This is a genomic window from Methylomonas rapida (genome assembly GCF_024360925.2).
In the GTDB taxonomy this organism is placed as follows: Bacteria; Pseudomonadota; Gammaproteobacteria; order Methylococcales; family Methylomonadaceae; genus Methylomonas; species Methylomonas rapida.
In genome coordinates this window covers 1,187,235-1,213,155 of the sequence record NZ_CP113517.1, presented here as the reverse complement: position 1 = coordinate 1,213,155, position 25,921 = coordinate 1,187,235, and the positions used below count along the sequence as shown (strand labels likewise).

24 protein-coding genes are annotated in these 25,921 nt (G+C 51.8%); 20 read left to right on the top strand and 4 right to left on the bottom strand.

The features are described 5' to 3' along the window. The 11 genes from ssb (at position 1) to NM686_RS05585 (ending at position 12,016) form a co-directional block, all read left to right on the top strand. On the top strand, positions 1-567 hold the full coding sequence (ssb, locus tag NM686_RS05635) for a single-stranded DNA-binding protein (RefSeq protein ID WP_407942371.1): 567 nt from the start codon (positions 1-3) through the stop codon (positions 565-567). Positions 568-708: 141 nt separating this feature from the next. Next, positions 709-1,758, top strand: a complete 1,050-nt coding sequence (gene bet / locus NM686_RS05630; RefSeq protein ID WP_255186906.1) for a phage recombination protein Bet — start codon at positions 709-711, stop codon at positions 1,756-1,758. A gap of 95 nt (positions 1,759-1,853) precedes the next feature. After that, the gene (locus NM686_RS05625; protein WP_255186905.1) at positions 1,854-2,189 is read left to right on the top strand and encodes a hypothetical protein; all 336 of its coding nucleotides are present in this window, start codon (positions 1,854-1,856) and stop codon (positions 2,187-2,189) included. Then, on the top strand, positions 2,186-3,187 hold the full coding sequence (locus NM686_RS05620) for a YqaJ viral recombinase family nuclease (protein WP_255186904.1): 1,002 nt from the start codon (positions 2,186-2,188) through the stop codon (positions 3,185-3,187). The genes NM686_RS05625 and NM686_RS05620 overlap by 4 nt, the downstream gene beginning before the upstream one ends. Positions 3,188-3,501: 314 nt before the next feature. Continuing rightward, positions 3,502-3,714, top strand: coding sequence for a hypothetical protein (locus NM686_RS05615; RefSeq protein WP_255186903.1), 213 nt, complete (start codon positions 3,502-3,504; stop codon positions 3,712-3,714). Positions 3,715-3,823: 109 nt separating this feature from the next. Further along, positions 3,824-4,762, top strand: coding sequence for an AAA family ATPase (locus NM686_RS05610; protein WP_255186902.1), 939 nt, complete (start codon positions 3,824-3,826; stop codon positions 4,760-4,762). A 612-nt stretch (positions 4,763-5,374) separates the two neighbouring features. Then, entirely contained in the window at positions 5,375-7,099 is a 1,725-nt protein-coding gene (gene ltrA / locus NM686_RS05605; RefSeq protein WP_255186901.1) for a group II intron reverse transcriptase/maturase, read from the top strand. Positions 7,100-7,191: 92 nt separating this feature from the next. Next, positions 7,192-7,959, top strand: coding sequence for a hypothetical protein (locus tag NM686_RS05600; protein ID WP_269022510.1), 768 nt, complete (start codon positions 7,192-7,194; stop codon positions 7,957-7,959). A gap of 83 nt (positions 7,960-8,042) precedes the next feature. Next, on the top strand, positions 8,043-9,233 hold the full coding sequence (locus NM686_RS05595; RefSeq protein WP_255186899.1) for a DUF3150 domain-containing protein: 1,191 nt from the start codon (positions 8,043-8,045) through the stop codon (positions 9,231-9,233). A gap of 88 nt (positions 9,234-9,321) precedes the next feature. Next, entirely contained in the window at positions 9,322-11,127 is a 1,806-nt protein-coding gene (locus NM686_RS05590) for a VWA domain-containing protein (protein WP_255186898.1), read from the top strand. Positions 11,128-11,479: 352 nt separating this feature from the next. Then, positions 11,480-12,016, top strand: a complete 537-nt coding sequence (locus tag NM686_RS05585; RefSeq protein ID WP_269022507.1) for a hypothetical protein — start codon at positions 11,480-11,482, stop codon at positions 12,014-12,016. Here the strand turns inward: NM686_RS05585 and NM686_RS05580 are convergent. Then, entirely contained in the window at positions 11,994-12,371 is a 378-nt protein-coding gene (locus NM686_RS05580) for a hypothetical protein (protein WP_255186896.1), read from the bottom strand. The two genes, NM686_RS05585 and NM686_RS05580, sit on opposite strands and share 23 nt — an antisense overlap. A gap of 165 nt (positions 12,372-12,536) precedes the next feature. Between NM686_RS05580 and NM686_RS05575 the strand changes: the two genes are divergently transcribed. The 5 genes from NM686_RS05575 to NM686_RS05555 all read left to right on the top strand — a co-directional run bounded on the left by NM686_RS05575 (position 12,537) and on the right by NM686_RS05555 (position 18,659). Then, positions 12,537-13,199 carry a hypothetical protein gene (locus NM686_RS05575; RefSeq protein ID WP_255186895.1) on the top strand — a complete coding sequence of 221 codons (663 nt, stop codon included), beginning with the start codon at positions 12,537-12,539 and terminating at the stop codon, positions 13,197-13,199. A gap of 153 nt (positions 13,200-13,352) precedes the next feature. Further along, positions 13,353-13,853 (top strand): hypothetical protein, encoded by a 501-nt coding sequence (locus NM686_RS05570; protein WP_255186894.1) that lies wholly within the window; start codon positions 13,353-13,355, stop codon positions 13,851-13,853. 115 nt (positions 13,854-13,968) lie between these two features. Further along, entirely contained in the window at positions 13,969-15,732 is a 1,764-nt protein-coding gene (locus tag NM686_RS05565) for a DUF4942 domain-containing protein (RefSeq protein WP_255186893.1), read from the top strand. 131 nt (positions 15,733-15,863) lie between these two features. After that, the gene (locus tag NM686_RS05560; RefSeq protein ID WP_255186892.1) at positions 15,864-17,459 is read left to right on the top strand and encodes a hypothetical protein; all 1,596 of its coding nucleotides are present in this window, start codon (positions 15,864-15,866) and stop codon (positions 17,457-17,459) included. A gap of 540 nt (positions 17,460-17,999) precedes the next feature. Further along, a complete protein-coding gene (locus tag NM686_RS05555; RefSeq protein WP_255186891.1) occupies positions 18,000-18,659 on the top strand; it encodes a cation transporter in 660 nt (219 codons plus the stop codon). A gap of 65 nt (positions 18,660-18,724) precedes the next feature. Here the strand turns inward: NM686_RS05555 and NM686_RS05550 are convergent, their stop codons facing one another. Beyond that, positions 18,725-19,117: an MFS transporter gene (locus NM686_RS05550; RefSeq protein WP_255188572.1), complete on the bottom strand. Its 393-nt coding sequence runs from the start codon at positions 19,115-19,117 to the stop codon at positions 18,725-18,727. A 42-nt stretch (positions 19,118-19,159) separates the two neighbouring features. Beyond that, the gene (locus tag NM686_RS05545; protein WP_255186890.1) at positions 19,160-19,405 is read right to left on the bottom strand and encodes a hypothetical protein; all 246 of its coding nucleotides are present in this window, start codon (positions 19,403-19,405) and stop codon (positions 19,160-19,162) included. A gap of 98 nt (positions 19,406-19,503) precedes the next feature. Between NM686_RS05545 and NM686_RS05540 the strand changes: the two genes are divergently transcribed. Next, on the top strand, positions 19,504-20,556 hold the full coding sequence (locus tag NM686_RS05540) for an IS630 family transposase (RefSeq protein WP_255186889.1): 1,053 nt from the start codon (positions 19,504-19,506) through the stop codon (positions 20,554-20,556). Here the strand turns inward: NM686_RS05540 and NM686_RS05535 are convergent. Then, a complete protein-coding gene (locus NM686_RS05535; protein WP_255186888.1) occupies positions 20,491-21,129 on the bottom strand; it encodes an MFS transporter in 639 nt (212 codons plus the stop codon). The genes NM686_RS05540 and NM686_RS05535 overlap by 66 nt on opposite strands. A 66-nt stretch (positions 21,130-21,195) precedes the next feature. Here NM686_RS05535 and NM686_RS05530 point away from each other — a divergent pair, with 66 nt between their 5' ends. The 3 genes from NM686_RS05530 to NM686_RS05520 all read left to right on the top strand — a co-directional run bounded on the left by NM686_RS05530 (position 21,196) and on the right by NM686_RS05520 (position 25,920). Continuing rightward, on the top strand, positions 21,196-22,509 hold the full coding sequence (locus NM686_RS05530; protein ID WP_269022503.1) for an HD-GYP domain-containing protein: 1,314 nt from the start codon (positions 21,196-21,198) through the stop codon (positions 22,507-22,509). A gap of 641 nt (positions 22,510-23,150) precedes the next feature. Next, positions 23,151-24,458 carry a TolC family protein gene (locus tag NM686_RS05525; RefSeq protein WP_255186885.1) on the top strand — a complete coding sequence of 436 codons (1,308 nt, stop codon included), beginning with the start codon at positions 23,151-23,153 and terminating at the stop codon, positions 24,456-24,458. After that, positions 24,451-25,920, top strand: a complete 1,470-nt coding sequence (locus tag NM686_RS05520; protein ID WP_255186884.1) for an efflux RND transporter periplasmic adaptor subunit — start codon at positions 24,451-24,453, stop codon at positions 25,918-25,920. Before NM686_RS05525 ends, NM686_RS05520 begins: the two co-directional genes overlap by 8 nt. Position 25,921 lies beyond the last annotated feature (1 nt).

Sequence of the window (25,921 nt, the reverse complement as noted above, 5' to 3'; positions counted from 1 at the left end):
GTGACTATTGATTGTGTTTACCCTGCCGGGCGTATCGATTCCCGTAGGGATTCGACGGCCGGCATGCCCATCGCCGCGCCGCTGGGTATTGTTATCGTTGAGTCGGGCGCGGCCGACAGGAGGAATGTCATCATGGCCAATCGCGGCGTGAACAAAGTCATCTTGCTAGGCCGGCTCGGCGCCGATCCGGATGTTCGCTTTATGCCTAATAACGGCGGCAAAGTCGTTGCTGTCCGTTTGGCAACCAGCGAAATCTGGAACGATCCTAAATACGGCAAACAGGAGCGGACCGAATGGCATCGGGTAGTGTTTTTCAAAAAACTCGCCGATACCGCCGAGCAGTATTTGCACAAAGGCAGCCAGATCTACATCGAAGGCCGTTTGCGTACCCAGCAATGGGGCCAAGGGGGCGACAAGCGGTACCGTACCGAAATCGCCGCTTTTGAATTGCATATGCTGGATCGCCCTAACCCATCGGCAGCCGCCGCCAACGGTTCGTCATCATCGCCTGCGGCCCCTGAGGATGCCGATTGGGATGACGAATATAGCGATATGCCCATCCATTAAACCCCGGCGCGCCTATTATTGGCGTTCGTTGGTTTGACGTTTTTTCGCCGACCCTTTTCAGGCCTCGGTATTTCAACCCCATGGGGAATTCCATTCCCCGGCGGGCAATGGCGTTCCCTTTTTTATTGAAGGAGACCCACCATGAGCCAAAACAACCGTAATACCTTACCCAAAACCCGCGGCCTGCCGATGCCGGCCACCGCGCAACAAAGCTACGGCCTGTCGGAGCAGTCCTGGAAAGTTCTGACCGAAGTCACCTTTCCTACGGCGAAAACCCCGGAAGCCATTTTGATGGCCCTGGATTATTGCAAGGCCCGCAAGCTCGACATCTTCAAAAAACCGGTGCATATCGTGCCGATGTGGAGTGCCGCTTTGGGCCGCAATGTCGAAACCGTCTGGCCGTCCATCATGGAAATTCAGACCACCGCGTCCAGAACCGGTGTTTGGGCCGGCATGGACAGACCCGTCTGGGGCCCTGATGTTACCAAGACTTTTACCGGTCGCTACAAGGATGACAACGAACAATGGCAAGAGTCCAGCGTCACCGTGACTTTTCCCGAATGGGTGGCGGTTACCGTGTACCGGATCGTCGGCGGCAAACGTTGCGCCTTTACCGAGGAAGTCTACTGGCTGGAGGCTTATAGCACCGCCGGCGGTAAAAACTCGCAAGTCCCAACCGCCATGTGGATCAAACGCCCCAAGGGGCAATTATCCAAATGCGGTAAAGCGGCGTCCTTGCGGGCTGCCTTTCCTGAGGAATGCGGCTATGCCGCCGAGGAAATGGATGGCAAAACGCTTGATGATGTTGTCGACGGTTCGGTGATCGATGGCGAGGCGACGCATTGGAAAACCGATGTTGGCCAAGCTGGTGATTGGTTTTCCGGACCAACCGGACAAACGCCGCAAGTGATCGACGTGTCGCAAATCCATCCTAAGGTCCAAAAAGCCGTAGCGGAATTGGTTAGACGTACTGCGGCAGCCGGTGCCTGGAAAGCGGCCTACGACTATGCCCACCAGAAGTTCAAAGGCATCGATCTGAGCTTTGCGTTGGCCGAGTTGGACAAGGTATCGGAGGTAGAACCAAAGGTAACACCAACACTGCAACAAAACGACAACCATTGCATGCCACCCTTGTCAGCGAAAGACATGGCCATGAATCAGGCACGTCAAACCCTGGGTCACGCGGCGTAGCAGCGCTGCAATCCCACATTCTTTAACCACCCACGAGGGCGTCATGTTTCGCCCACGGGGTAGGACATGATGCTCTTGTCTTATCAGGAGAAGTCATGAATACAAACGATCAATCACTCAACCGCGTGCCCTGTCATACCGACTGGCAACGTTACGATTCACCCGCGGTGTTACGCCGTCATGGCAGGGGCTTTCTGGAACGCCTGTGGCGACCCCAGCCCAACGAACCCAATCCGCAAACCTTGAGCCGACCGGAACTGACGAAACTGGCCGAGAGTTTTGGCGGTGTGTGCTTGCCGGCGCAAGACGAACTGCTGTTGCTGTTCGGCGATGGCCATTGGGCCCGGCGTTGCCAGACCCAATTGCACAAGCTCGGTATCGAGACGGTGCGCTTCGGTTGCCAGGTGCAGTTGACCGGATTCTCGCGATGAAGGTCATTGACGTTTCGCAACGGTCCACCGCATGGCGGCAGTGGCGTTCCCAAGGTGTCAGTGCCAGTGAAGCGGCCATCGTCATGAATCGCTCACCGTACAAAACTCCGTGGCGCCTCTGGGCAGAGAAAATCGGCCTGGTGCTGGAAGCCAGCCTGGACAACAACCCGTTGATCCGCGCCGGTATCCAGCAAGAACCCGAGGCTTTGCAACGCTTCGAGGATAAACACGATCTGATGTTGTTGCCGCTGTGCGGCGAGTCGGAACACTATCCGTTGATGCGGGCTTCGTTTGACGGCTTATCCCAAGCGAGTGAGCCCGTCGAAATCAAATGTCCGCACGAAACCACATTTTTGGATGTGCTGTTGAATCGGGAAGCGTCCGAGGCCTATCAGCTGTATTGGTGCCAGGTGCAACAGCAATTGCTAGTCGCCGATGCCAAGCGTGGCTTTTTGTTCTTCTACCACCAAGGCCAGGATGTGGAATTTGAGATTCAGCGCGATGAGAGATTTCTCACCGCCCTGGTCGAGTCCGCTATGGATTTCTGGTCGGCGGTCAAGTCCAAAAAGGAGCCGCCTAAGGATCCCGAACGCGATTTGTATTTGCCGCAAGGCGATGCAGAACGGCAATGGCAACAACTGGCGGCGACGTATCGGCAACGGGCGTTGACCATCTTGGATCTCAAAAGCCAACTCAACCAATTGGAGAACGAGCAGTCGCGCATTGAAGACACCTTGGTGGCGTTGATGGGCGATTACGTGGCTGCGGAGCATTCCGGGTTACGCATCAGCCGGTTTCAAAGCCAGGGTGCCATCGATTACAAGGCGGCACTCCAAGCCTTGCAACCGGATGTTCAGGCTGCGGCCCTGGAAGTCTATCGAAAACCGTCTGCCACGCGGGTCCGGGTGACCTGCCGGGACGACGACGGCAAACATGCCGAAGTGCCGTTCGATGCACAGGCATTGAAAGACCTGGTGGGCGTGGACTTTTGGTTTTGAGTTTTGATGGTTCGTTTCACGACATCCCGTAACCCTAGTGGTTACGGGATGTTCATTGATTGACGTCATGATTGATTCCGGTATGTCGGTTTTCGGCTGGGCTTTACCGTAAAGCCCAACCCAAAACCCGCATCGTTCAGGCATTCCCTTCGTGGAATCCCGAATCCGGTTTCGACCGGCGTTCCGTTATTAAGCGGCATGAGCGTTTGTCTCGTGTGCCAGGTGCGTCAAGCCTGGTGTTTTTGTTTGTCCCGTTGGGGTTCATCCCCTTTGCGGGACTCGGTGACCCCTTTTATTCATTGAAGGAGGTCATTATGAATCACGATTTTTGGAAAACCTTGCAGGGCTGGTTGAACGTTGCCCATAGCGACGACATTCAGGCCAAAAAGCGATTGCTGCTGGAGATGCACCGTCAAATCTCGGACCCCGGTTTGAGAAGCGACATTCAGCGCATCCTGCGTTTGATGGATCGGGAGCTGTTGGCCCGCGCCGAATGGGCGATGTACTGCGTGATGCAGTTGCGTTAATTTTTTATCCGTCCTGGTTTACCAGGGCTTTATTCACCCGTTGGGGCTCATCACCCCTCGGGGCCGGTGCGCCCCTTGTTTTCTGAGGCTAGTCCTCGAGGAGCTCACCATGTATCAATCCTATTCCATTGCCGATACTTTCGGCATTCAGGCCCCGGCTTCCATGAAAGTGGAAGGCTTTAGCCCGGCCAATAACCCCTATGTGCCGGCTATCAAGCCGTATGTGTTTCGCAAGGATCATTTGCGCGACGTATTGGCCTTTTTAGGCGCACACAATGGCGACGGCTTATACCTGACCGGTCCTACCGGTTCCGGTAAAACCTCGTTATTGGAGCAAGTCGCGGCGCGTCTTAATTGGGGCGTACATTCGGTCACCGGTCACGGTCGACTGGAACTCAACGATTTGTTGGGTCAGTACATGCTGGTCGACGGCGGCGCGATGAAGTGGATCGATGGCCCTTTGACCCTGGCGGTTCGCTTAGGGCATGTGCTGTTGATCAACGAAATCGACGCGATCGATCCGGCTGAGCTGATCGGCCTGAATGAAATCGTTGAAGGCAAGCCTTTGACGATTCCGCAGACCGGCGATGTGATTACACCGCATCCCAAGTTTCGCTTGGTCGCTACCGGCAATAGTGCCGGTAGCGGCGATCAATCGGGCTTGTACCAAGGCGTATTACGTCAAAACCTGGCGTTTCTGGATCGATTTAGGCTGATGGAAGTCGGCTACCCCGAACCCGAAGACGAAATGAAACTGTTGGCCGACGTGGTACCGAGCATGCCGGAAACGGTGCGCGAAAGCATGATCAAGGTCGCCAATCAGATTCGTAAAGTCTTCATCGGCGGTGCGGATGGCGGCGGCATGTTATCAGTCACGTTATCGACGCGCGGTTTAGTACGTTGGGCTTCGTTGGTGGCAACCTTCAAAAGTGCGCCGAATGCCTTGGCGTATTCCTTGGACCGGGCCTTGACCTTTCGGGCCGAACCCGCCGAACGTGAAGCGATTCATCGGATTGCCAAGGATGTGTTCGGCGATGACTGGGTGTGACGTGAAGTTATGTAACTAATTGTTTATATTGATATTTGTCATTAATAAACCTGCCGTTCCCTCGGCAGTAGCCTATCGCCACATGCGACCCCGGTAACGGGACGGTATGAAGCTGGCGAGACAATGTACCCCATCCTCTAAAGATGGTAAGTCGAACCCGCGAGGGGAAAACGTATCTGCGAGCGCTACGCAGAAGGGGGCTAGGCTGAGTGGTATGGTCAACGAAAGTGAACTGTTGGAAACTCCGTAACGCCGACTGAGCCAAAAGCGATGACAGGCTCAAACCAAAATGGTACGTAGCAGGTTAATCCATTCCAGTCTTGGATTACAGGGACAAACAGCTACCGGAGCAGAGACAGAACCTAACCCACTCTTGTTAGTTACATAGAACACGGAAAACCCGACCCTTCGCCAGCGATGGCAAGCTAACCGTAAGGAAGGCCGATGGAGGGCGGGCATGGGAAAGCGGAAAAAGCGAATGTCGCTCGGTAATAGAGCGAATAGGGATTGAGCTAATGTCGGCGACATTATCCCAACTGGCAACGGTGCAGACTTCCGCTAGGTCTCTCGTCACGAGAGAGCATGAAGAACCTTTATTAGGAGGAAAAGCAAATGAACTTGATTGATAACACAATCATGTGTGCATCCTCCGGCATGGAGACAAATTGGCACAGCATCAACTGGAGCAAATTTTATCAAAATGTCAGGAGGCTACAAGCGCGTATCGTGAAGGCAAATCAGGAAGGCCGCTGGGGTAAGGTGAAAGCCTTGCAATGGTTGCTGACCCACTCGTACAGCGGCAAAGCAATTGCCGTCAGACGGGTGACAGAAAATCAAGGTAAGAATACTCCCGGCGTGGATGGAAAAACTTGGTCAACGCCGGAGGCCAAATCAGAAGCAATACTTTCGCTTAAAAGACATGGTTACCAGCCATTCCCTTTGAAGCGGGTTTATATCCCAAAGAGTAACGGTAAGAAACGGCCGCTAGGCATTCCGACAATGAAAGACCGGGCTATGCAGGCATTACACTTGTTGGCCCTGGAACCCGTTGCGGAAACGACTGCGGATCGAAACTCTTACGGATTCAGACCGGAAAGATCTACGGCGGACGCACATGTCCAATGCTACATAGTGTTGGCTAAAAAAGCGTCACCCGCATGGATTCTTGAAGGTGACATCACAGGGTGCTTCGACAACATCAGCCATGCATGGATGCTCAACAATATTCCAACAGACAGGATGGTTCTTCGGAAATGGCTGAAAAGTGGCTATCTCTACCAAAATCAACTCTTCCCAACGGAAGCGGGTACGCCGCAAGGCGGTATTATCTCGCCGACGCTGGCCAATATGGTGCTAGATGGTTTGGAACGGGAACTTCAACGCAAGTTCTCAAGTTCTGAATCCGGGCGGTTTAATCGAAATAAAGCTGCCTTAAACCAGGTCAATTTTGTGCGATATGCGGATGACTTCATTATTACTGGAAAATCAAAAGAAATTCTGGTGAACGAAGTCAAACCACTGGTTGAAGATTTTCTAGCGGAAAGGGGATTATCCCTATCGCCGGAAAAAACCAAGATTACCTCAATCGCAGAGGGTGTTGATTTTCTCGGATGGAACATACGAAAGTATGACGGAAAATTTTTGATAAAACCGTCCAAAAAGAACATTCAAACGTTCCTGGATAACATCCGTGAAACAGTAAAGGCGAATAAACAGGCAAAACAGGAAAACTTGATTCGTTTGCTCAATCCAAAAATTAGGGGTTGGACAAACTATCATAAATGTTCTGTTGCGTCGGAAGCCTTTTCCAAGGTAGACAAAGAGATTTGGCAATTATTGTGGCAGTGGGCAAAACGCAGACACTCCAAGAAAAGTAAAACTTGGATTAAGAGGAGATACTTTCACTCCAATGGAAATCGGAACTGGGTATTTTCTACTAAGGTTGTCTCCCCAGATGGTAAATCGAAACATGCGACGCTAATTAAAGCGTGCGATACCAAAATTCGACGACACCATAAAATCAAAGGTGAAGCTAATCCATTTGATCCAAAATGGGAAACCTATTTTGAAGATCGGCTTGGTCGGAAAATGCTGGCAAACCACAAGGAGCGAAAAAGATTGATACATCTTTGGTTGGATCAAGATGGAGTATGTCCTGCATGCCGCCAAAAGATTACGGAAGAAACGGGATGGCATATTCATCACATCCTGCCGAAGTCTGAAGGCGGCAAAGATGTAACATCAAACTTGGTGTTGTTGCATCCAACCTGTCACATGCAAGTCCACAACCTGAAGTTGAAAGTTGATAAACCGGCTTCCGTAAGGGGGCTTAGATGAGGCTTGAGCCGTGTGAAGGGAAACTTTCATGCACGGTTCTTAGGGGGCGGGGTTGCAGTAATGCAAGCCTTGCTACCCGACCAGGTCTAGTCATGGCAGCCTGGAATCTCTATCGTCATCGTAACCGTGACGGCAGTTCCAAAGATTGGGCGGTCAGGAGTAATTCGGATGGATCAATCACTACGCGTTGGGGAAAAACGGCAGATCGATTGCCGGGCGTAAGTAACCGTTACGGCCTTAAGCAGTTCGACATCGAACGGCAAAAACAGGCCAAGGGCTATGTGTTGGTCGGCGAGGTGGATATTGATGTGAACGGCAATGTGGTGTTTCCGGGTAAGACTTCGGCAACGCCATCACAATTGCCTGAACCGGATTCGAATCCCGAACCCATGCCAGCACCGCCAGTCGAGGCACTTTATTGGACCATTGATTGCCATGCCAAGCAGTCTATCCGTGTGGAATTCGGTATCGAGGTCAGGCGACTGATCGGCGTTATTCAAAACTTGTCGAATGGTCATACTACGCCTGAACAGGAATGGAATGGCTGGCAACAATTCATTGATGCCACCCTCAATGCCGAAACCTTTGAACTCAGTGGTCAGATCAAATCAGTGCATGGCGTTTTGCCGTGGCTGTTTTTACTGGTGCTGAAAGCAAAAGGCTTTAAAGGCGTGGACATTGATATTGCCACCGAAACCGCCCGAGACCTCTCGGTCGATCTGAAAGTTGAACAGGACGTGCTGGCATTTTTCGGCACTGATCTTGACAGCATTCGCGAAACCGCCGAAGTTTTAGGTCTACTCAAACCCCGTTTAAATCTAGCTGAGGCCATGTCCAACACGGACGACTGCTGGTTTTAACCGGTTTTTTATTTTCATTTAACCCGAAAGGGGCACATCTGCCCCAGCGGGATGGGTGTGCCTCAACTTTTTAGGAGGTTCCCATGTCGCATGAAACACAAATGATATTAGATCGCGTGGTCTTGGTGAAAGTTGAAGCCAATATCTACGGTGCCCGCAAAAAACTGAAAAAAGAAGACCTGGTGCTGGCCGATGGTAGCAAATTGCCGCCAGAGGATTTAGCCAGTTTAGGGTCTAAACGTTTGCTCGATCCTGACAAGCTGACGGTGTTCAACCGTCTGAAGAAGGAAGCCGAACGCATTTGTTTGCGCGTTGGCACCCGCTTTTTGGGTGGCTTTGCCGTACCGGTTGAGTCCGCTGCCAGTATTACTGCTGAACTCGAGCGCATAGCGTTGGATTTTGCAGCGGCTAAAACCGAGTTTATCGCCGGTTACGATGCAGCGGTGACGGACTGGGTGGTTCGCCATCCGGAATTTGCCGGCATCATCGAGCAAGCGGTAGATTCGGTGGAGTTTGTCTCGACGCGGTTATCGTTTGATTTCCTGGTGGTGAGTGTCGGGTTACCCGATAGCTTGCCGCCGGCGGACATCGCACGACTGGAAAGCAAAATCGGTTCACTCAGTGAGCAGATGTTCTACGAAATCTCCGTGGAAGCCAATCAGTTGATCGAGCAGTCGTTGCTGGGCAAGGAGCAAGTGACGCGAAATGCGTTACGGCCGATTCGCCGCATGCGCGACAAACTCGATGGTTTGGGTTTTCTGGATCATCGGGTCGCGCCGGTCGTCAGCACCATTGACGACCTACTGGCGAGAATTCCCAACAAAGGCGCCATTGAAGGCAGCATTTTGCAGGAGATTCTGGCCACGGCGATGCTGTTGTCCGATCCGGATAAAACCCGGCGGCACGGTGAAGGATTGTTAGCGACTCAACCGCCCGTTGTTGAAGAGACTGAAGAAGTCATCGAATACGCGGAGTCCGAGCCACCAGCAGTACTCATCGTACCAACAGCGCCGACACCCGTCATCGCTGAAAGCGCTACAGACAGCCCCGATTTTACCGATCTGTTTGACGGCATCTTTGATGATGAACTCGAACCGGAATCGGCATCGGATGACTGGGCGCTTGAGGTCTTACTTGATAAAAATCAGACCAAACTGGTAACCGACAGCGATGCAGATGAATCCAACCCTTCTGAGCATTCAGCAGAACCGGCAACAGTGACGGCGGGAGACAATGAGGAAGCGGACGATTCTGACCAGGACTACTGGTTCTGAATGATCTGACGCCATTTAACTATTCACCCATTGGGGCAAATTCATGTCCCAATGGGGTCATGGTTTGCCCTGTATTTTGGAGCACACCATGAAAAATAGAACCTTACACAACGCATTCCCCATCGTCGCGGCGGCCATTGGCAATCGCTTTGGTGTCAAAGTCAGTGTCGGCGGTGATAAAGCCGAGACCGATGGTCAAACCATTTGGCTGCCAGCCTATGAGGGCGACGATGCGGATTATCAGGATTACGCCTGGGGACTATTGGCCCACGAGGCGGCGCATATTCGTTATTCGGATTTTACGCTGCGCTTTGGGCATTCGGTATTACGCAGGCGCTTATGCGGTGCCATCGAAGATGTCCGCATCGAGCACGAACTGGCCAAGGACTTTCCGGGAACGCGACTAACCATCCGCACCGTAATTGAAAAGATGATTGCCAAAGGCGACTTTGTGGCCAGCAGTATTGATGATCATCCTGCCAATATTTTGTACAGCTTTGTGTTGAAATATTTGCGGGCCAAGGTGTTGGGCCAATCAGCCTTGCTGCCGTTGGTCGAACAAACTGAAGCGGTACTGAAAGAGAATTTTCCGAAAGGTGTGGTCACGCGGCTGAAAGGCTTGTTGTCCGAAGTCCCAGAGGGATTGCAATCGGAGAGTGATTGCCTGCAATTGACGGATCGCATCCTGACCATGATTGAGCAGGAATTCGAGCAACAACGGCAGCGTCATCAGGCACAGCCATCGGCAGATGATGACACATCGCCTGAACCGGACGATACGGATCAGGATGTTGAAACAGCTGACTTTGACGATTCGAACTCCTCGGATTCTCCGGATGACGTGGAACCCGATGAACAGTTACCCAACGACACTGATGACGAATCGTCGTCAGAATCGATGTGTAACGAGGATGCGAATCCGGAAAATCCTGACGATGAACCGGCAACGCCATCCAATCCGCAAGGTGAAGATGAAAAAAACGCGGAGATTGCCGACCCTATGGGCGTCTTGCAAACCCTGTTGTCCGCCGGCGACGATGACATCGAACAGGATTTGTTTGAATCGCTGAAAACGGCGTTGTCATTGGCGGCGGAAAATGTATCGGAATTGCTGATGCCGAGCGGCGACGAGCCACCCATGGACGAGAGGGCCGGTGCGTTTTTACTGCGCAAGGTGCAAGGCGAATCGGGAAAAATCCGTGCCGCTTTGCAAGGCCTGGTGCAATCGCAAACCCTGAGCCGTTCGCAACATGCGTGTCGTGGACGACGGATGGATGGCAAGCGTTTACACCGTTTGCCATTAGGCGAAACCAAGCTGTTTCAGCGCAAACAAGCCAAAGCGGCACCGAATACGGCCATCCATCTGTTACTCGATAAATCCGAAAGCATGGGTTATCAGATTTCGGATAGCCAGGGCCAACCGATGGGATCGCGAATGCCGATTGCGTTGGAAGCGACTTTGGCGCTGGCGTTGGCCTTTGAAGGCATTCCTGGGGTTAATCCCGGCGTCACAGCGTTTCCAGGTCATCAAGATGACTCGGTTTTTCGGCTGCTTGAGCATGGCCAACGCGTGAATGCCCGCACCGGTGCCTTTTCACTGGCCGCTACGGGCAGTACGCCGATGACGGAAGCCATTTGGTTTGGTGCAGCGTCACTACTTCGTTGCCGGGAACCGCGTAAAGTGCTGATGGTAATGACCGATGGTCAACCCAACGAGTCACTGAGCACTCTGGAACTGTTGCAGCGTTGCCGCGATAGTGGCATTGAAACGGTCGGTGTCGGTTTGGGATTGGATGTAAGCCATCTATTCCCGATTGCCATCACCATTAATGACCTTTCAGAGCTGAGAGCACAATTGTTCGAACTCTCGAAAGCGGTGTTGTTGGCAGCGTAATCTGTCCTCAGTCCGTTATCCGTAGCCCAATCCTTAGGTATTAACCTGGCGATTGTGGCTACGGGTAGCTGATTGCAACCGCAGTTTGTCGAATGCACTCATTTCCTGGAGCACATTCGACAAGCAGACATTTCATGCGTTCTTTCCAGAATGCTGAATCCGACTTCCGTCGGCGTTCCGTCTTTAGGCGGCGAGCACGTTAAACCGTGATCGTGTCGGGTGCGTTAAGCCCGATGTAAAACTCAGTTTGTCCAGGCAAATTGTCTGCAATTCATCCCGCTTCGGGCGACCATCGCCCGGCTGGGTGCTGTTCATTCGAAGTGCTTTCTTAATTTTTCAAAGGAGAACTTCAATGAACTTTATCTTTGGCATCATTATTTTGGCGCTGTTTATCCTCGCCTTGCGAGTCCTTTGGGCAACGGCGTTGCAACTGTTGAGCGCATTGAAACATGCGTCTCAAATGTTTCACAGCTATCGAAGCAAGCGCCTAGCGCTAAACCGATTACCGATGATCATGCCTCAAATCCGTCATGAGGTGGATTGGTTGGCCATGTCGGATTCGGTGCGTCAGGAAATTCATAGTCGCAACGCAGGCTCCAATCGGCAAGTTGATCGATTGGACGTGGAGTTGCAGGTAAAAACCAAAACCATGGAACTGATCAAAGCCGATATTCAAATCGCCAAGTTGCAACTGGAATTGGAAAAAGTCAGACCAATGGCAGCCTTAGATGAGCCGAAAGCCGGTAAACCGACAAAACGCTCGAAAAAAGCTACTTCGGTGATGGATGATAATTTAACCAAATCATCCCATCCTGTGCGTCAATTACGGACTGCTCTCAAGTCTGGCAATGGCCTGGTGATTCAGGCTAATGAGCTTGCCCGCCATTGAAAACCGACCACTGAGCACCTGTTTGTGTTTTGACGATACGGACGGGGTTTCTGTTGATTGGTTGATCAAATTGAGTCGGCAATAAGTCTGATGACAACAAAGCCGAAAGATCGTGTTGGCTCTCTCGCCTGAGTTGGCGAATACGACTTAACAGAGTCCAGGCGATTTCTGGATCATCAATATCGTTCAAGACTTCCGCTTCGGCGGCATCCAAATCAGCAAATAATTTTTTGCAAATTGGAGTGGCTTGATCGATGGAATCCAACGGAATCGCCATCGGTTTTCGACTTGGATACTGCTCCTTGGTCTGCTTAGGACTGAGGAAATCAAAAATGCGCAAAATATCGTCAAACATGGCTGTTTCTCTGATTTTTAATGAGTTTTAGCTACCATATACCGATTTTTACGCGAATTCAACCCCGCTGCATGAGCCAGATTTAGGCTTAATTCAGCGTTTTTAACCCTGCAGGAACCTCATCCTGTCGGGTGGTCGCTCCTGCATTTTTTGGAGGACATGACCATGAAAACAATCAACCAACCCAGCGTTGGCGCAACCCCACTTGAGAACAGCACGGTTCGCTATCTGAATCAGTACCGCTGTCTCTACTGCCAGACCGAATGGGAGGATGTATGGGATTGCGCCTGTAACGATCGCTGCCCGGATTGCAATAAAGAGATCGAGCCTTATGAAAGCGCATTGATCGATGGCGAATCGGCGGAAACCGGCTCGCCAGTCGAAGAACCATCCTTAGCCAATGTACCGGCGGAAGGCATGAATCGACTCTTCGTAGTGTCCTACGAAATCGACTATGTACACAGGGTTTCGGTGGGTATCACTGCGGAGAGTTCCGAAGCGGCACAACAGATTGCCGAACAGGCATTCAACGATGCCACGATTTGGGATGACACCGCTGCCATGCCGTTATTGTCCGATGAATACCATGAATCGGAGGGTGAAAGCTTGGTCTGGGAATGCGTTGCCGTTGCACAGTTGCCAGAACCGGATCATTCGGTACGGCAATTGAAGAAGGAACAAGCGGCCATGCGGGTTTGCCGGGGATTGGTTCAGGCCTATCAACAAGGCGAAACTAGAGGCGGCAGTATCGATTGGGAAGATTTGGATCAGTTGATTCCTGTGGCATTACAAGCCTTGGGAAAACCTGTTCTGGACATCCAATCCTGAAAACTGCGCGCTGAAATTTTTATGCGCGCAATTTGTAAAAGCCTGAGTTAGCCAAATCATTGGATTTGGTGCTCATTTATATTCACTCAAACGGGAATGTCCTATTCCCGCTGGGGAATCGTGATGTTTCCGTTTTTCGTTGAGGACGACATCATGAACTCACACTTCTTTGAACACACTTTCGGTACGGGTCATTGCATCCACTACCAGCGCTTGCCATCCGGCACCTGTTACCACGCCGACACACCGGAACTGGTGGTCGACTTGTTGGAACAGCTTCGTCATAGTCGGCGCAAAGTCCGGTTGTATTACGGCGATCCAACCACCGGCCAGTCCTGGCTCGATGAACACGATGTCATCGGCTGGATCGGCCGCTCAATGGGATCCATCAAAGTCCCATTGCTGATCGAACCCGGCGAGATCGGTGGTCCAGCATTATTGGATCACTGCATCGTTCGCATTGATAGCCCACGCCAGGTGCTTTACCAACACGACGATTTTCGTGTTGGCAAGGTTGAACTAGCGAGAGGCGAGCTTAAACGCTTGCCTTGGGAAATCTGGATCGACGGCAGCGTGCATGCCCGGTTCAAAGTAAAAACCGAAGCCCGGCAGTATCAGGACTTCATTCAAGGTAAGCGGTTCGCGTTGATCTGAGGCGCCGTTTTCATTTTTGACACTCGGTTAAGCCGAGTTTTTCACTATACCCCTGCGGGATGATTCTATCCCATAGGGATTGAATCGGTCGTCAGGGGACTCATCGGAGATCACCATGATAGACAATCATCAGTATTATCCAACGCCAGAAGCACTGAGCCGTAAAGCTTGGGCGATGTTCAAGAACCAGCAATTCGCGCGGGTATTGGAGCCTTCAGCAGGCGAAGGACATTTGCTGCGTCCAGGACCTTACCAGTACGGTAAACGTTTGCCGATCGATTGCATCGAAATCGATATCCGCAAACACGCGGTTCTGCGCGATGAAGGCTACGCGGTGGTGGGGATGGATTTTCTGCAGTTTCAAAGCGGCAGTGTCTATTCTCACATCATCATGAACCCGCCGTTTGCGGAAGGCGCCAAACACGTGTTGAAGGCTTGGGAGATATTGTTTGACGGTGAAATCGTCGCCATTCTCAATGCCGAAACCGTGCGCAATCCGTTTTCGAAAGAACGCCAGCTGTTATTGCGTTTGATCGAGCAGCACGGCGAGGTCGAGTTTTTATCGGAAATGTTCGCCGGCGAGGATACCGAACGCAAAACGCCGGTCGAAATTGCCCTGGTTTGGTTGAAGAAAACGTCGACCTTCGAACAGGACATCCTCGGCAGTATTCTGGACGACTTGCGCCAGGATCGCCGGGAGGCCGATGATTTAGCGGGCGAGTTTCATTTGCCTCATGAGTTGGCCTTACCGAATGCCTTCATCGATAACGCGGTGTTGATGTTCAATGCCGCCGTCGAAGCCGCGCGACAGGCCGTGGTCAGTGAAGCCCGTGCCAGCCGTTATCGGACCATGCTGGGTAAAACCCTCGGCGAACTGAGCGGTGGCGGTATCAGCAGTGAAGACGACTCGTCATCGGATGCGGTGAAGCGGACGCTGTTCAAACGCTATCACGATCTGAAGAATCGGGCCTGGGCCAGCATTTTACGCTCTACGCAGGTGACTTCACGCTTGTCATCGACGGCGCAGAAACGATTGGAGTCGGATTTTGAAGCGGTGAAGTCCTTGGAATTTACCGTGCCGAATATCTATGGCTTTCTGCAAGGCATCATCGATCAGCAAGGCGATATTCAGCTGAGCATGGTGTGTGATGTGTTTGATCTGATCACCCGCTATTACAGTGACAATGCAGTGTTTTACATGGGCTGGAAAAGCAATGACAAACATCGCACGCTGGGGATGCGGATCAAAACCACGCGTTTCGTTCTACCAGGGCACAAAGTTGAGTCTTATCATAACAGTCTGAACTGGGAGTCGGAACGTCTGTTAGCGGATTTCGACAAGGTGTTCGCCTTGCTCGATGGTAAGACCGAAGCGGAAGTGAGTTTGGTGTCGGTGTTTCGGCAGCATTTTCATGAACTTCGGGCTGGAAAACGGATCAGCGGCAGTTATTTTGACGTTCGCTATTATCCGGGCGTCGGCACCATCCACTTTTTTCCAAAGAGCAAAACCTTGATCGACCGCATGAACCGTTGGGTCGGTCGCCAGCGCCGCTGGTTGCCGCCTGTGGAAAGCCAAGCCGGAAAAGGTTTCTGGCAGCAGTTCGAACAGGCAGAGAACTTAGATCGGGCGTTTCACACCGAAGTGAACAAGCAGTGTCCACGCAGTAGCCGGCATGTCCATTTCGATCCCTTTTGGGCGATCAAGCACGGCGGCGAGTCGGAACGGGAAAAAGGCCATCGTCTGTTAACCCAGGCGATGAGCACAGTACTTGCCAGCCGGGGTATCGATCCCGATGCGGTATTGAAAAACGAACAATCCAGCTTGTTGGAATGGACGGGATCATTACCATCTTCTACCGACCTGGCTTTGGCATCGTAATCCGGTGTTATACAGGTCTTTAACTTAACCACTGGCCTAGCCAGTATCACCCGCCTCGGGGAGATGATTCGTTCTCCCCGTCGGGGTTGGACTGTGTCGTTTCCTTGGGGCTTTTTATTCGAGGAACTCACATGAAAACCACACAATTATCGGTAAATCCCGAAAAATTGATTAACAACCTGCGTTTCAGCTTTACCCAGTCCACCACGGTACTGGGCGAACTGATGCAGAATGCCCGCCGCGCCGGTGCCAAGTTCGTCAACTTCGAGTATGTTGAAGACACTCGAACCTTGACGGTATGTGACGATGGCTGCGGCATTACCTGTTTGAAAACGTTACTGACCGTGGCCGAGTCCGGCTGGGATGTTGAGGTTATCGAACGGGAACATCCGTTCGGTCTCGGGTTTTTGTCGGCCATTTTTGCCTGCGATGCCATCAGCGTCGACAGCAAAGGTGGTCGATTTTCGGTGGGTACGGCTGAGCTATTGGCCTTCCAACCGATTGTGATCGAACCCGCGGACTGGCAAGGCATCACGCGTTTGACGCTGACCCAGTTCAAACCGGAAGCGGATCGGATTGAATCCCAGTTGCGTCGCTTGGCGCGGGGATTTCCGATTGAGGTGCGCTTAAACGGTGTCAGCCTGGATCGGCCGCGAGCGTTAAACTCAACATTACCGTTCATCGAGACCGAATTGGGCGATCTGTACTTGTATGGCTTATCCCAAAGCGAAGACTGGTTGCGGCAATCGGAGTGTTTTCATCTGTATCTGCAAGGTTTACCGGTCTATCACAGTCACCACGAACGAGACCCCGGTCATGTCATCCACTTGGATTCAATCCGGTTTTTCGCGCGGTTGCCAGATCGGGATAAGTTGATCGATGAAGCACAGGTCATTGCTGAGGTTAAGCACGTTCTGCAACGGGAGGCCAGGCAACGACTGGAAGCGATCAAGAACCAGTTATCGGCGGGGGACTTTGTGCAGGGCTATGACACCTTGAAAACTTACCGCTGCCTGGATTTACTGAATGACGTGCCGTTATTGCCCAAACAGGTATTGGCGACCATCCAGGATTATCCGATCAAGGAAGGCTATAGCACCGTGAATTTAGCAGCGGTTTCGCAACCGGTCAGCCAAAGCGATGTGGAAAACGGCCTTGTCAAAGTCGCAGACCTGGATGATCTCGATGAGGTCGGTGCGCTACGCTGGATGTTTGCCTGGCACCGCGATTATCGGGTATTTCGGCCGAGTTTGGATTCCCGGCATTGGCTATTTACTTACTTGGTCGATTTGAACGCGCCGGAAATCACCTTGGATATCATCAACGTAACGAACCGCGCTTTTTTTGAAGGGCAATGGGTGAATGGTCAGGCGGTATTTTGTGAACAGTACCGGTTAACCCTCAATGGCGAGTCTGTCGACATCGATAACGATGCCGTGTATGACGAGGATCAGGACCGTTTCATCGTACCCGGCCGGGAATCATCCGGCATGGTCGTCGGTCAGGCATCGAGTTACCACGACGAGTGGGATACCTTCATGGAGTCCGCCAAAGAAGCCGATGAATGGGATTTTCAGAACTTCGTGGTGGCCAACACCGCCGACAAACCAGCGGATGCACTGCAACGACTGTTGCCGATATTTGGTAGCTGTGCTGCGCTGTTTTCCAAGACATTTCAATTGACGCTAGGCGATAACGGCGAAGTCATAGCCGTTGCCGAAATTTAAGCAAATCGTTGTCTCTCCAGAATCAACGTCAAGTTTTAAGCTGATTCTGGGGAGAGCGCAAAATATGGACTTGAATTCACATTCCGAGCTCTCCACCAATTATCAAAGCCCAACTGTTCTCAGTTGGGCTTTTTTATTGCCTGTTGCTGCGGGTTCGTGGGGTTTCGTGCGGGTTCCTGCGGACTTCGACGAGCGCCATTTCGACAGTGTTTTGGCCTAATGTCACTCTCTCCTGGCCTATTTTCTCTCCGACCCTGCTAACTCTGAAAAGTCGAAGTCCGTAAAGGTCAAAAATTCAGACCTTAAATTTCAATCGGTTACGCGCAGACTTTTCAAGCGGTTTTATTTTGGCATTGGGTAGGAGTAGGAAAAACCAATTGCGTCAAAATAGAAAGTTATCTCCTCATGAAGTTAGTGTGGTTTATCAACTATCTGTCATAGCTCAACTGTCACAAACGCTAGTTTGGAAATACCTGCATGTTGAACAGTCGCCATCATTTCGGCGACTTAGAAGCGCACCCTGTTTACTGAACTGAGGCATTGTTATATTTTGACGGTATCTTAATTGACATACCGACGGTTAAAACCATGGCCTCATGTTGTGACGGTAACTGCGCAGCGGAAGCACTCCGCGAAAAACAACGCGGCACCCTGATTAAAGTGCTTGTTATCAACGCATTGATGTTTGTGGTCATTGTCATTGCCGCATGGTATGGCAAATCCACGGCCTTGCTGTCCGACAGTCTGGATAATTTGGGTGATGCCATCACTTATGGACTGAGTTTATTCGCCGTTTCTCGTAGCTCTGGTACAAAAGCGCGGGTTGCCTTGTTCAAAGGCGGCTTAATTTTGGCCGCTTCGCTCGCCGTGGTCGCGCAGATCGTCCATCGACTCATGGTTCCCGTACTACCGTCCTACGAAATCATGAGTATTTTCAGCATGGCTGGCTTAGCTGCCAATGGACTATGCCTTTATCTGTTGTGGCGACACCGTGATGAAGACATCAATATGAGTTCGGTCTTTGAGTGCTCTCGGAACGACATCGCGTCCAATTTATCAGTGGTCATTGCAGCAGCGGGTGTTTGGCTATTTGATAATCTTTGGCCTGATATTATTGTTGCTTCGCTACTCGCACTATTGCTGTTGATCTCTTCCGTACGCGTCATCAGAGGCGCTCTAATTGAACTTCGGCAACCGTAGACATCCACACTTTCGAAGAATGTGTATGCCTCATCATAAACATACCAAGTTCAACAGTTCCTTCCTCAAAGAAGATGCATGTGATCGCGGGTTGGTTTGCGCGAAAGAATTGCGATAACTGCGATCAACAGACACAACACCCCAGCCATGCTCAAGGTCATTAGCACCCCCATCTCACTGATCCCATGCCCAATCGCTGGATAACTGAACAGCCAAAAGGCATGGGTCAACGCAAAATGCGCTGCATAGCCTCTTCCACGTTCTGCTTCGGTGACATGTTCGGCCAGCAAGGTCGACGACGACAACGCAATCAACGCTTGCCCGACACCGTTAAAAATCCACAGCAAGGCAAACAACAAAAACGGGGGGTGTTGTATGACCGGGAGTAGTATCAGTCCGAGTACCATTCCGCCCGTTAATAACGCTCGTTCCGTCCAGCGATGGCGTCTGCCGTGCAGTTCTGCGGGTTTTCTGGCGTAAGACTCGTAGCGTCCTGTCGCTCAACCGAGAAATAGTGCCGTGACGGTAGAGCCCAATCCCAAACCCGCCATGGCTATCACGAATTCGCTGTCACCCAACCCCAACATATCCTTGACGTAAATGACGGTACCGACGATGGCAGCCGCACCGGCGATGGCTTCGACGAAATTCAGCATCAAAGCCCGGCGCAAGACGCTTTGCCGCAACAAAATGCGAGTGCCGTAACTTAATTCATCCAGTAATTCGCCGAGTGAAAACCTCGTCAATGGCTGAGATCGTTTCGGCAAAGCACAGAACGCTACCAGCACAGCCGAGACTATTAACCCGGCCCTCAAATACCCTGTAAATTTGATAAAATAGTCGCATGGAAAAACAGAAAATTGATGCGCGAAAATTAACGGTAGAAGGGCGTGCGCTGTTGCGTCAAATGGTGATTCGGTTACGCAAACAATCGGGTATGAGCCTGAAAGAGTTAGCTGACGTGGCCGGGGTTCACCATCGCACCGTTGAAGAGTGGTTGGCACGAGCCCGTAAAGAAGGCGAAGGGGCGTTACAGGAAAAAAGCCGAGGACGCCGGATAGGCAGTGGACGCAAACTGACCATGGCCGACGAATGCTGGTTGCGCGATCAAATTGTGGGCGAATGTCCCCAGCAATTGAAATTGCCGTTTGCTTTATGGACACGACCTGCGATCAAAGCGCTGATTCTGGAGCGCTTTGGTGTGGACATGCAGGATCGGTTGGTGGGCAAATATCTCAAGCGTTGGGGCTTTACGCCACAACGACCAATCAAGCGAGCCTTGGAACAAGACCCCGTCAAAGTCGCCACTTGGCTAGAGCAGACCTATCCGCAGATATTGGCCAGAGCCAAGGCGGAAGGAGCGACGATTTTATGGGGCGATGAGACCGCCGTTAAGGAAGATACGCATTGGATTCGCGGCTATGCTCCCAAAGGCCGGACACCGGTGCTGAAAACGCCGACGCGTTGGGACAAGCTTTCCATGATTTCAGCGATTTCCGGTCGCGGTGAATTGGCCTTTCAAATCGTCGAAGGCTCGATCAATACCGCACGCTTTCTTGAATTTCTGGCCCGTTTGATTGACGGCAGGACAGGCAAGATCTATCTAGTGGTCGATAACCTGCGTGTCCATCATGCTAAACAGGTGAGCGAATGGCTGGAAGACAAACAAGAGCGGATTGAACTGGTTTTTCTGCCGCCCTATGCGCCTGAATCAAATCCCGATGAGTACCTCAATCGGGATTTTAAAACCGCACTGCGCGCTGGCCCTGTCAGCCAAAACACTGCCGAGTTGCTTGCAAAAGCCCATGCCTTCATGAACCGTATCGCCGCTTTACCCAACCATGTCGCCACTTATTTCAGACACCCTGCCGCTGCTTACGCTGCACAGGGTATTTAAGGGCCGGGTTAATAAATAGGTCGCCGCGTCGAACCAAAATAGCCAGTTCAACCCCAGCCAAGTCACCAGCAACCCGGCCAGCATCGGCCCCATCACCGCTTCGACATCGACTGCGATGCGTGACATCGACAAGGCTTTGACATAGTGCTTCTGGCCGACAATGTCGGGAATCGTCGCATCGAAGGTGGGCGTGAAAAACGCAGTCGCGGCATCAATCAGGAAAATCATCAGATAGACTTGCCAGACAGTTTGCACCCACGGGAACAAAGCCATCAACCCGAAGCGCACCAGATCGGCCACAATCATCATAGATTTACGATTCATCCGATCCGCCAGCACACCCGCTGGTTGAGACAGCAGCAAAAAGGCCAGGATACGGAGCATCAGTGCGTTGCCGATCACGGCGGCAGCCGAACTGCCACTTACTAATTGATGGGCAAATAAAGCCAGACCCACCGTCGTCACGCCACTACCTGCCAGCGAAATGACCTGGGCGGAAAACAGCAACTTGAAATTGCGATTATGACCTAGTGCAGTTACAGCGCGCGAAGCATGATTGCCATGCGTAGGCATCGTTTTTTCTCCATAAACTCGTTACGATTGGCACACAAACAATTTATCACGCGATTGCTATTTTCCATGCCAACCCCATCCAATGTTAAATCCGATTCGCATGCAGCACTTGCCGCAAGTCGATATTTGCACCGAAAAATTCTGACCCGGCTATTTCTAGGGTGGCTGTTTCTGAGTATGGTGATCGGTGGCGGCATCTTATGGTTTGAAATCAGTCGTATCCAGCATACCGTCCACTCTTTAGCCCTTGAAGAGACAAGGGCGTTTAGCGGAGAGTCGGCACATGCCCTCGATCAACTTGACGCCAATGCCCGCAAGCATTTAACCCAGTTGGCAACGCAACTGGTCAAACAGCACTTTTTGGTCGCTGAACTTTATGACGTGAATAAACAACTCCAAATTGAGGTTGTACAGTCAGGACTGGAGAAAGTTGAGCAGCGTATCGATGACTATCGCCACCGCTTCCCCAAGCAAGGGACGTTTTCACGGGAATTTCATTTTATTGACGGAAAGCTGTTGCTCGTCATGCTGGTACCCGTAACGGGCAACGATGGTTCGGTAATCGGCTATTTTGAAGGGATTTATAAAGTTGATGATCGGACTTTGCACGCCCTCATTGACGATCTGCTGCGAACCTTAGCGTTTGTCACGGTCGCCATTACCTTTACCACCGTGTTGATGTACCCGATCGTTTACACCCTCAACCGGGCGTTGACCAATGTGTTGGGCGATTTGTTGAAAGGCAATCTGGAATTGATGAATGTGCTGGGCTGCGCCATTGCGGAACGGGATTCGGATACCAATACCCATAATTACCGAGTCACCTATTACGCCATGCGGCTGGGCGAAGCTATTGGATTGCCTCAGGAAAATCTTCGTGACTTGATCGTGGGTGCTTTTTTACATGACGTAGGGAAAATAGGGATTCGCGACCCTATTTTGCTAAAGCCCGGCAAATTGACCACCGAAGAATTCGAAGTCATGAAAACACATGTCACGTTGGGCGTGGCGATCTTGACCAAATCCAGTTGGCTGAATGACGCTCGTCAGGTTGTCGAATTTCACCATGAAAAATACGATGGCACGGGCTATCTGCAAGGTCTGAAGGGTGAAGACATTCCGCTTAATGCCCGCATCTTTGCCATTGTCGATGTTTTCGATGCTTTAACGGCGAGGAGAGCCTATAAAGAACCCTGGTCGACGGAAAAAGCCATTGTGTTGCTAAAACAAGAAAGCGGGACCCATTTTGATCCGCAGTTGGTCAACACGTTTTCCCGGATAGCGCCACAGCTACAGAGGGAGATTAACGCATTGGCCGAATCTGAAGTAGAAAGGATGGTGGAAGGACTTACCGCCCGCTATGTGCTAATCAACACGTGACAAATGCAGCCACTTTAGTGGGTTGCCACGATCATTTCGTGATTTGTGTGGTGGAACTTTGTTTAACCAGTTGAGTCTTCATGAGTTAGATGCTAGTTTTACTGAAGATTCCTGTATTTTGTGAGCAAAGCAAGACCGTGAAAATTTTTCGGCAATCATCTTATCAGACCACTTTGGTGCTGATCATGTTGATAAGCTGGCTATTCATGCTGGTTTCGTCGACGTGCGTGATGCCGATGCCTAAGCAAATGCCTGTGGCCAATGCCATGCCAGCCGGTTGTTCCAATGCGGCGCATCACCACGATAATGTCGTAGCACAGGTAAAGCAACCCACTCAAGACTGTGTCCTAAAAGCCTGCCCGGACTCGCAACCCAATCCCACTTTTAACTTCAAAACCGACAAGCCCGATATCCCAGTCTTTATTCTCTGTCTGACTTGGCTGATTGTGTTTTTTTTCAGCCCAAGGCGCTTGCAAGTTATCCCGTACCGGCATAGTCCACCCTTTGCCGACCCCATACCGATCCGCTATCGGTTCTGTACCCTTCTGAATTAGTTTTTCTCCACTGGTAACGCACGCTAAAGCGTGTCCCCCGCGTGATGCCTTGGCATCGGGCGCTGTTTCCATTGTTCGGAGAATTACATGCATTTCTGGTTTTACCCAATACCCAGCAAGCGACCATCGGGGCGTCATCGCGCACTTTGTGGCTGCCTGTTTTTGGCCATCGGCACGGTTTACGCCGAAGAGCTGCCATTATCCATTGATCAAGCGCTAGCACTGGCGCAAGACGGGAATCCTAGCTTGTCTGAAATCAAGGCCCGCGCAGAAGCACTTGCGGCCATTCCTTTGCAGGAAGGGGCATTGCCCGATCCGACGCTGAATTTTGACACGCTGAACGTGCCAACCAGCAGTTTCAGCCTGCGCAAGGAAGACATGACCATGCTGGATTTCGGCATCATCCAAACCATCCCGTTCCCCGGCAAGCTGGCGTTAAAAGAGCAAGTCGCCGAACAAGAAGCGCTGGCTGCCGCCGACTCGGTCGAAGTGGCCCGAATCAGGCTAAATCGGGATGTCAAACAAACCTGGTGGCGTTTGTTTTACTACGATCGGGCTATCAATGTAGCTAGCGAAAGCGAGCAGTTTTTCCAGGCGCTGATCGATACCGCCCAGTCGCGTTACAAGGTCGGACAAGGTCAGCAACAGGACGTGATCTTGGCGCAACTGGAGCGCTCCAAACTCAAGGATGAAAAAATCGAGCTGTTCAGCATGCGTCACACCACCGCGATACAGCTCAACACCCTGTTGAACCGCAATCCAGAAACCCCCATGCCATTACCCAGTCAGGCAGAGATCAAAAGCCCAGGACTGGTGATTGCCGATTTGCAGGCGCAAGCGATGGAGCACAGTCCATTATTCGAACGGCACCGCAAAATGCTGGGGGCCGCCCGCAGCCGCGTCGAGCTTGCCGAAAAAGATTTTTATCCCGATCTGACCTTGGGCGCGGGTTATGCGGTAAGACAAAACACGCCCACTGGTGAATCGCGCAGCGATTTCGCCAGCATTCGCTTGAGTGTCAACCTGCCGATTTATGCCGATCAGAAACAGGCCAAGGCCGTCGAACAACGCAATGGCGAACTCCGGCAAGAGCAATATGCTTTACAAGACGAACACAACAAAGTGCATGGCGATATCGCGACCAATGTCGCTCAATATCATCATGCCAATCAGCGCTTGGCTTTATTGGAACACGAACTGATTCCGCAAACCCAACAGGCGGTCAATTCGCTGATGGCAGGCTATCCGGTCGGCAAAGCCGACTTCGGCAACTTGCTACGTTCGCAATTAAGCCTGTTTCAATACCAAAGCCAATACTGGAAATCCCTGGTGGAAACCCAACAGTTACTGGCCGAATTATCCAATCTGGTCGGCGAGGACTTGACCCATGACTAAACAAGCATTTTGGGTCGGCTTTCTGATCCTGATTATCGGTGTCGCTGGCGGGTTTTGGCTAGCAGGCAAACAAGCTCAACCGACTTCTAGTGCGGGCATTACCGTTGAACGTAAAACATTGTATTACCGCCACCCGATGAATCCCAAGGTGACCTCACCGACCCCGGCCAAGGATGAAATGGGCATGGATTATCTGCCCGTTTACGCGGATGAACCGTCGCCGAGCGTACCAATATCCAAAGGAAAAATCCTCTATTACCGGCATCCGATGGGAGCTGCCGATACATCGCCGGTGCCCAAGAAAGACGAGATGGGCATGGACTACTTGCCGGTCTACGAAGGTGAACAAACCAACTCCAGGCAGCTAACGATTACCCCGGAAAAAATCCAGAAGCTGGGCGTCAAGACCGAAAAGGTTCAGTATCGACCACTGGCTCGATCCATGCACGCCTTGGGCAGTATCCAGATCGACGAACGGCGCATATCCGTCGTCAATGCCAAATTCGAAGGCTGGATACAACGTTTGCTGGTCAATACTACCGGACAAACCGTTAAAAAAAGGCAACCGTTGCTGGAAATCTACAGTCCCGACTTGTTGAGCGCTCAGCAGGAATATCTGATTGCCAAACAAGGCGAGGCGGCCCTGCAACAAGCCAGTCCTCAGGCGCAGACCACCGCAGAACAACTGACCCGTAACGCGCTGCAACGGCTGAGCTATTGGGGCATCGGCTCGGCGCAACTCAAACGTCTGCAACAGCAAGAACAAGTTATCGAATACCTGCCGTTGTTGTCTCCGGTTGATGGCGTGGTAATCGAAAAACCTGCCGTGGCCGGTATGCGCTTCATGCCTGGCGAGTTATTGTTTCAAATCGCCGATTTACAGCGCGTCTGGTTGCTGGCCGATGTGTTCGAGCAGGATTTGGATTGGGTTAGTGTGGGGCAAACGGTTCATGTCGACATCAAGGCGTATCCCGATAAAGTCTTTACCGGTCAGATTGGCTTCATCTACCCCACCTTGAATACCGATACGCGTACCGTCAAAGTCCGGGTCGAGCTGGATAACCCGCAGGGATTGTTGAAACCCGGCTTATACGGTAGCGTGGAATTATCGGCGAGCCATCAAGCCCATCATGCGTTGATGGTTGCCGATTCCGCCGTGTTGGATAGCGGCACCCGGCAGGTGGTGTTGGTGCAACTCGGCGAAGGCACTTTCGAACCGCGTACGGTCAAAATCGGCCATCGGGCGGATGGCTACAGCGAAGTGCTGGACGGTCTAACCGATGGCGAAACCGTCGTCACCCGCGCCAATTTCCTGATCGATGCCGAAAGCAATCTTAAAGCCGCGCTGGATAGCCTGAGTAGTGCCGTGAAAGCATCGGAATCCGAGGGGGCAAATAGCTTAGAAAATCCAGCCATGTCCGAATCTGTACACGGACAACACCAACATACGATGGGGAACTAAC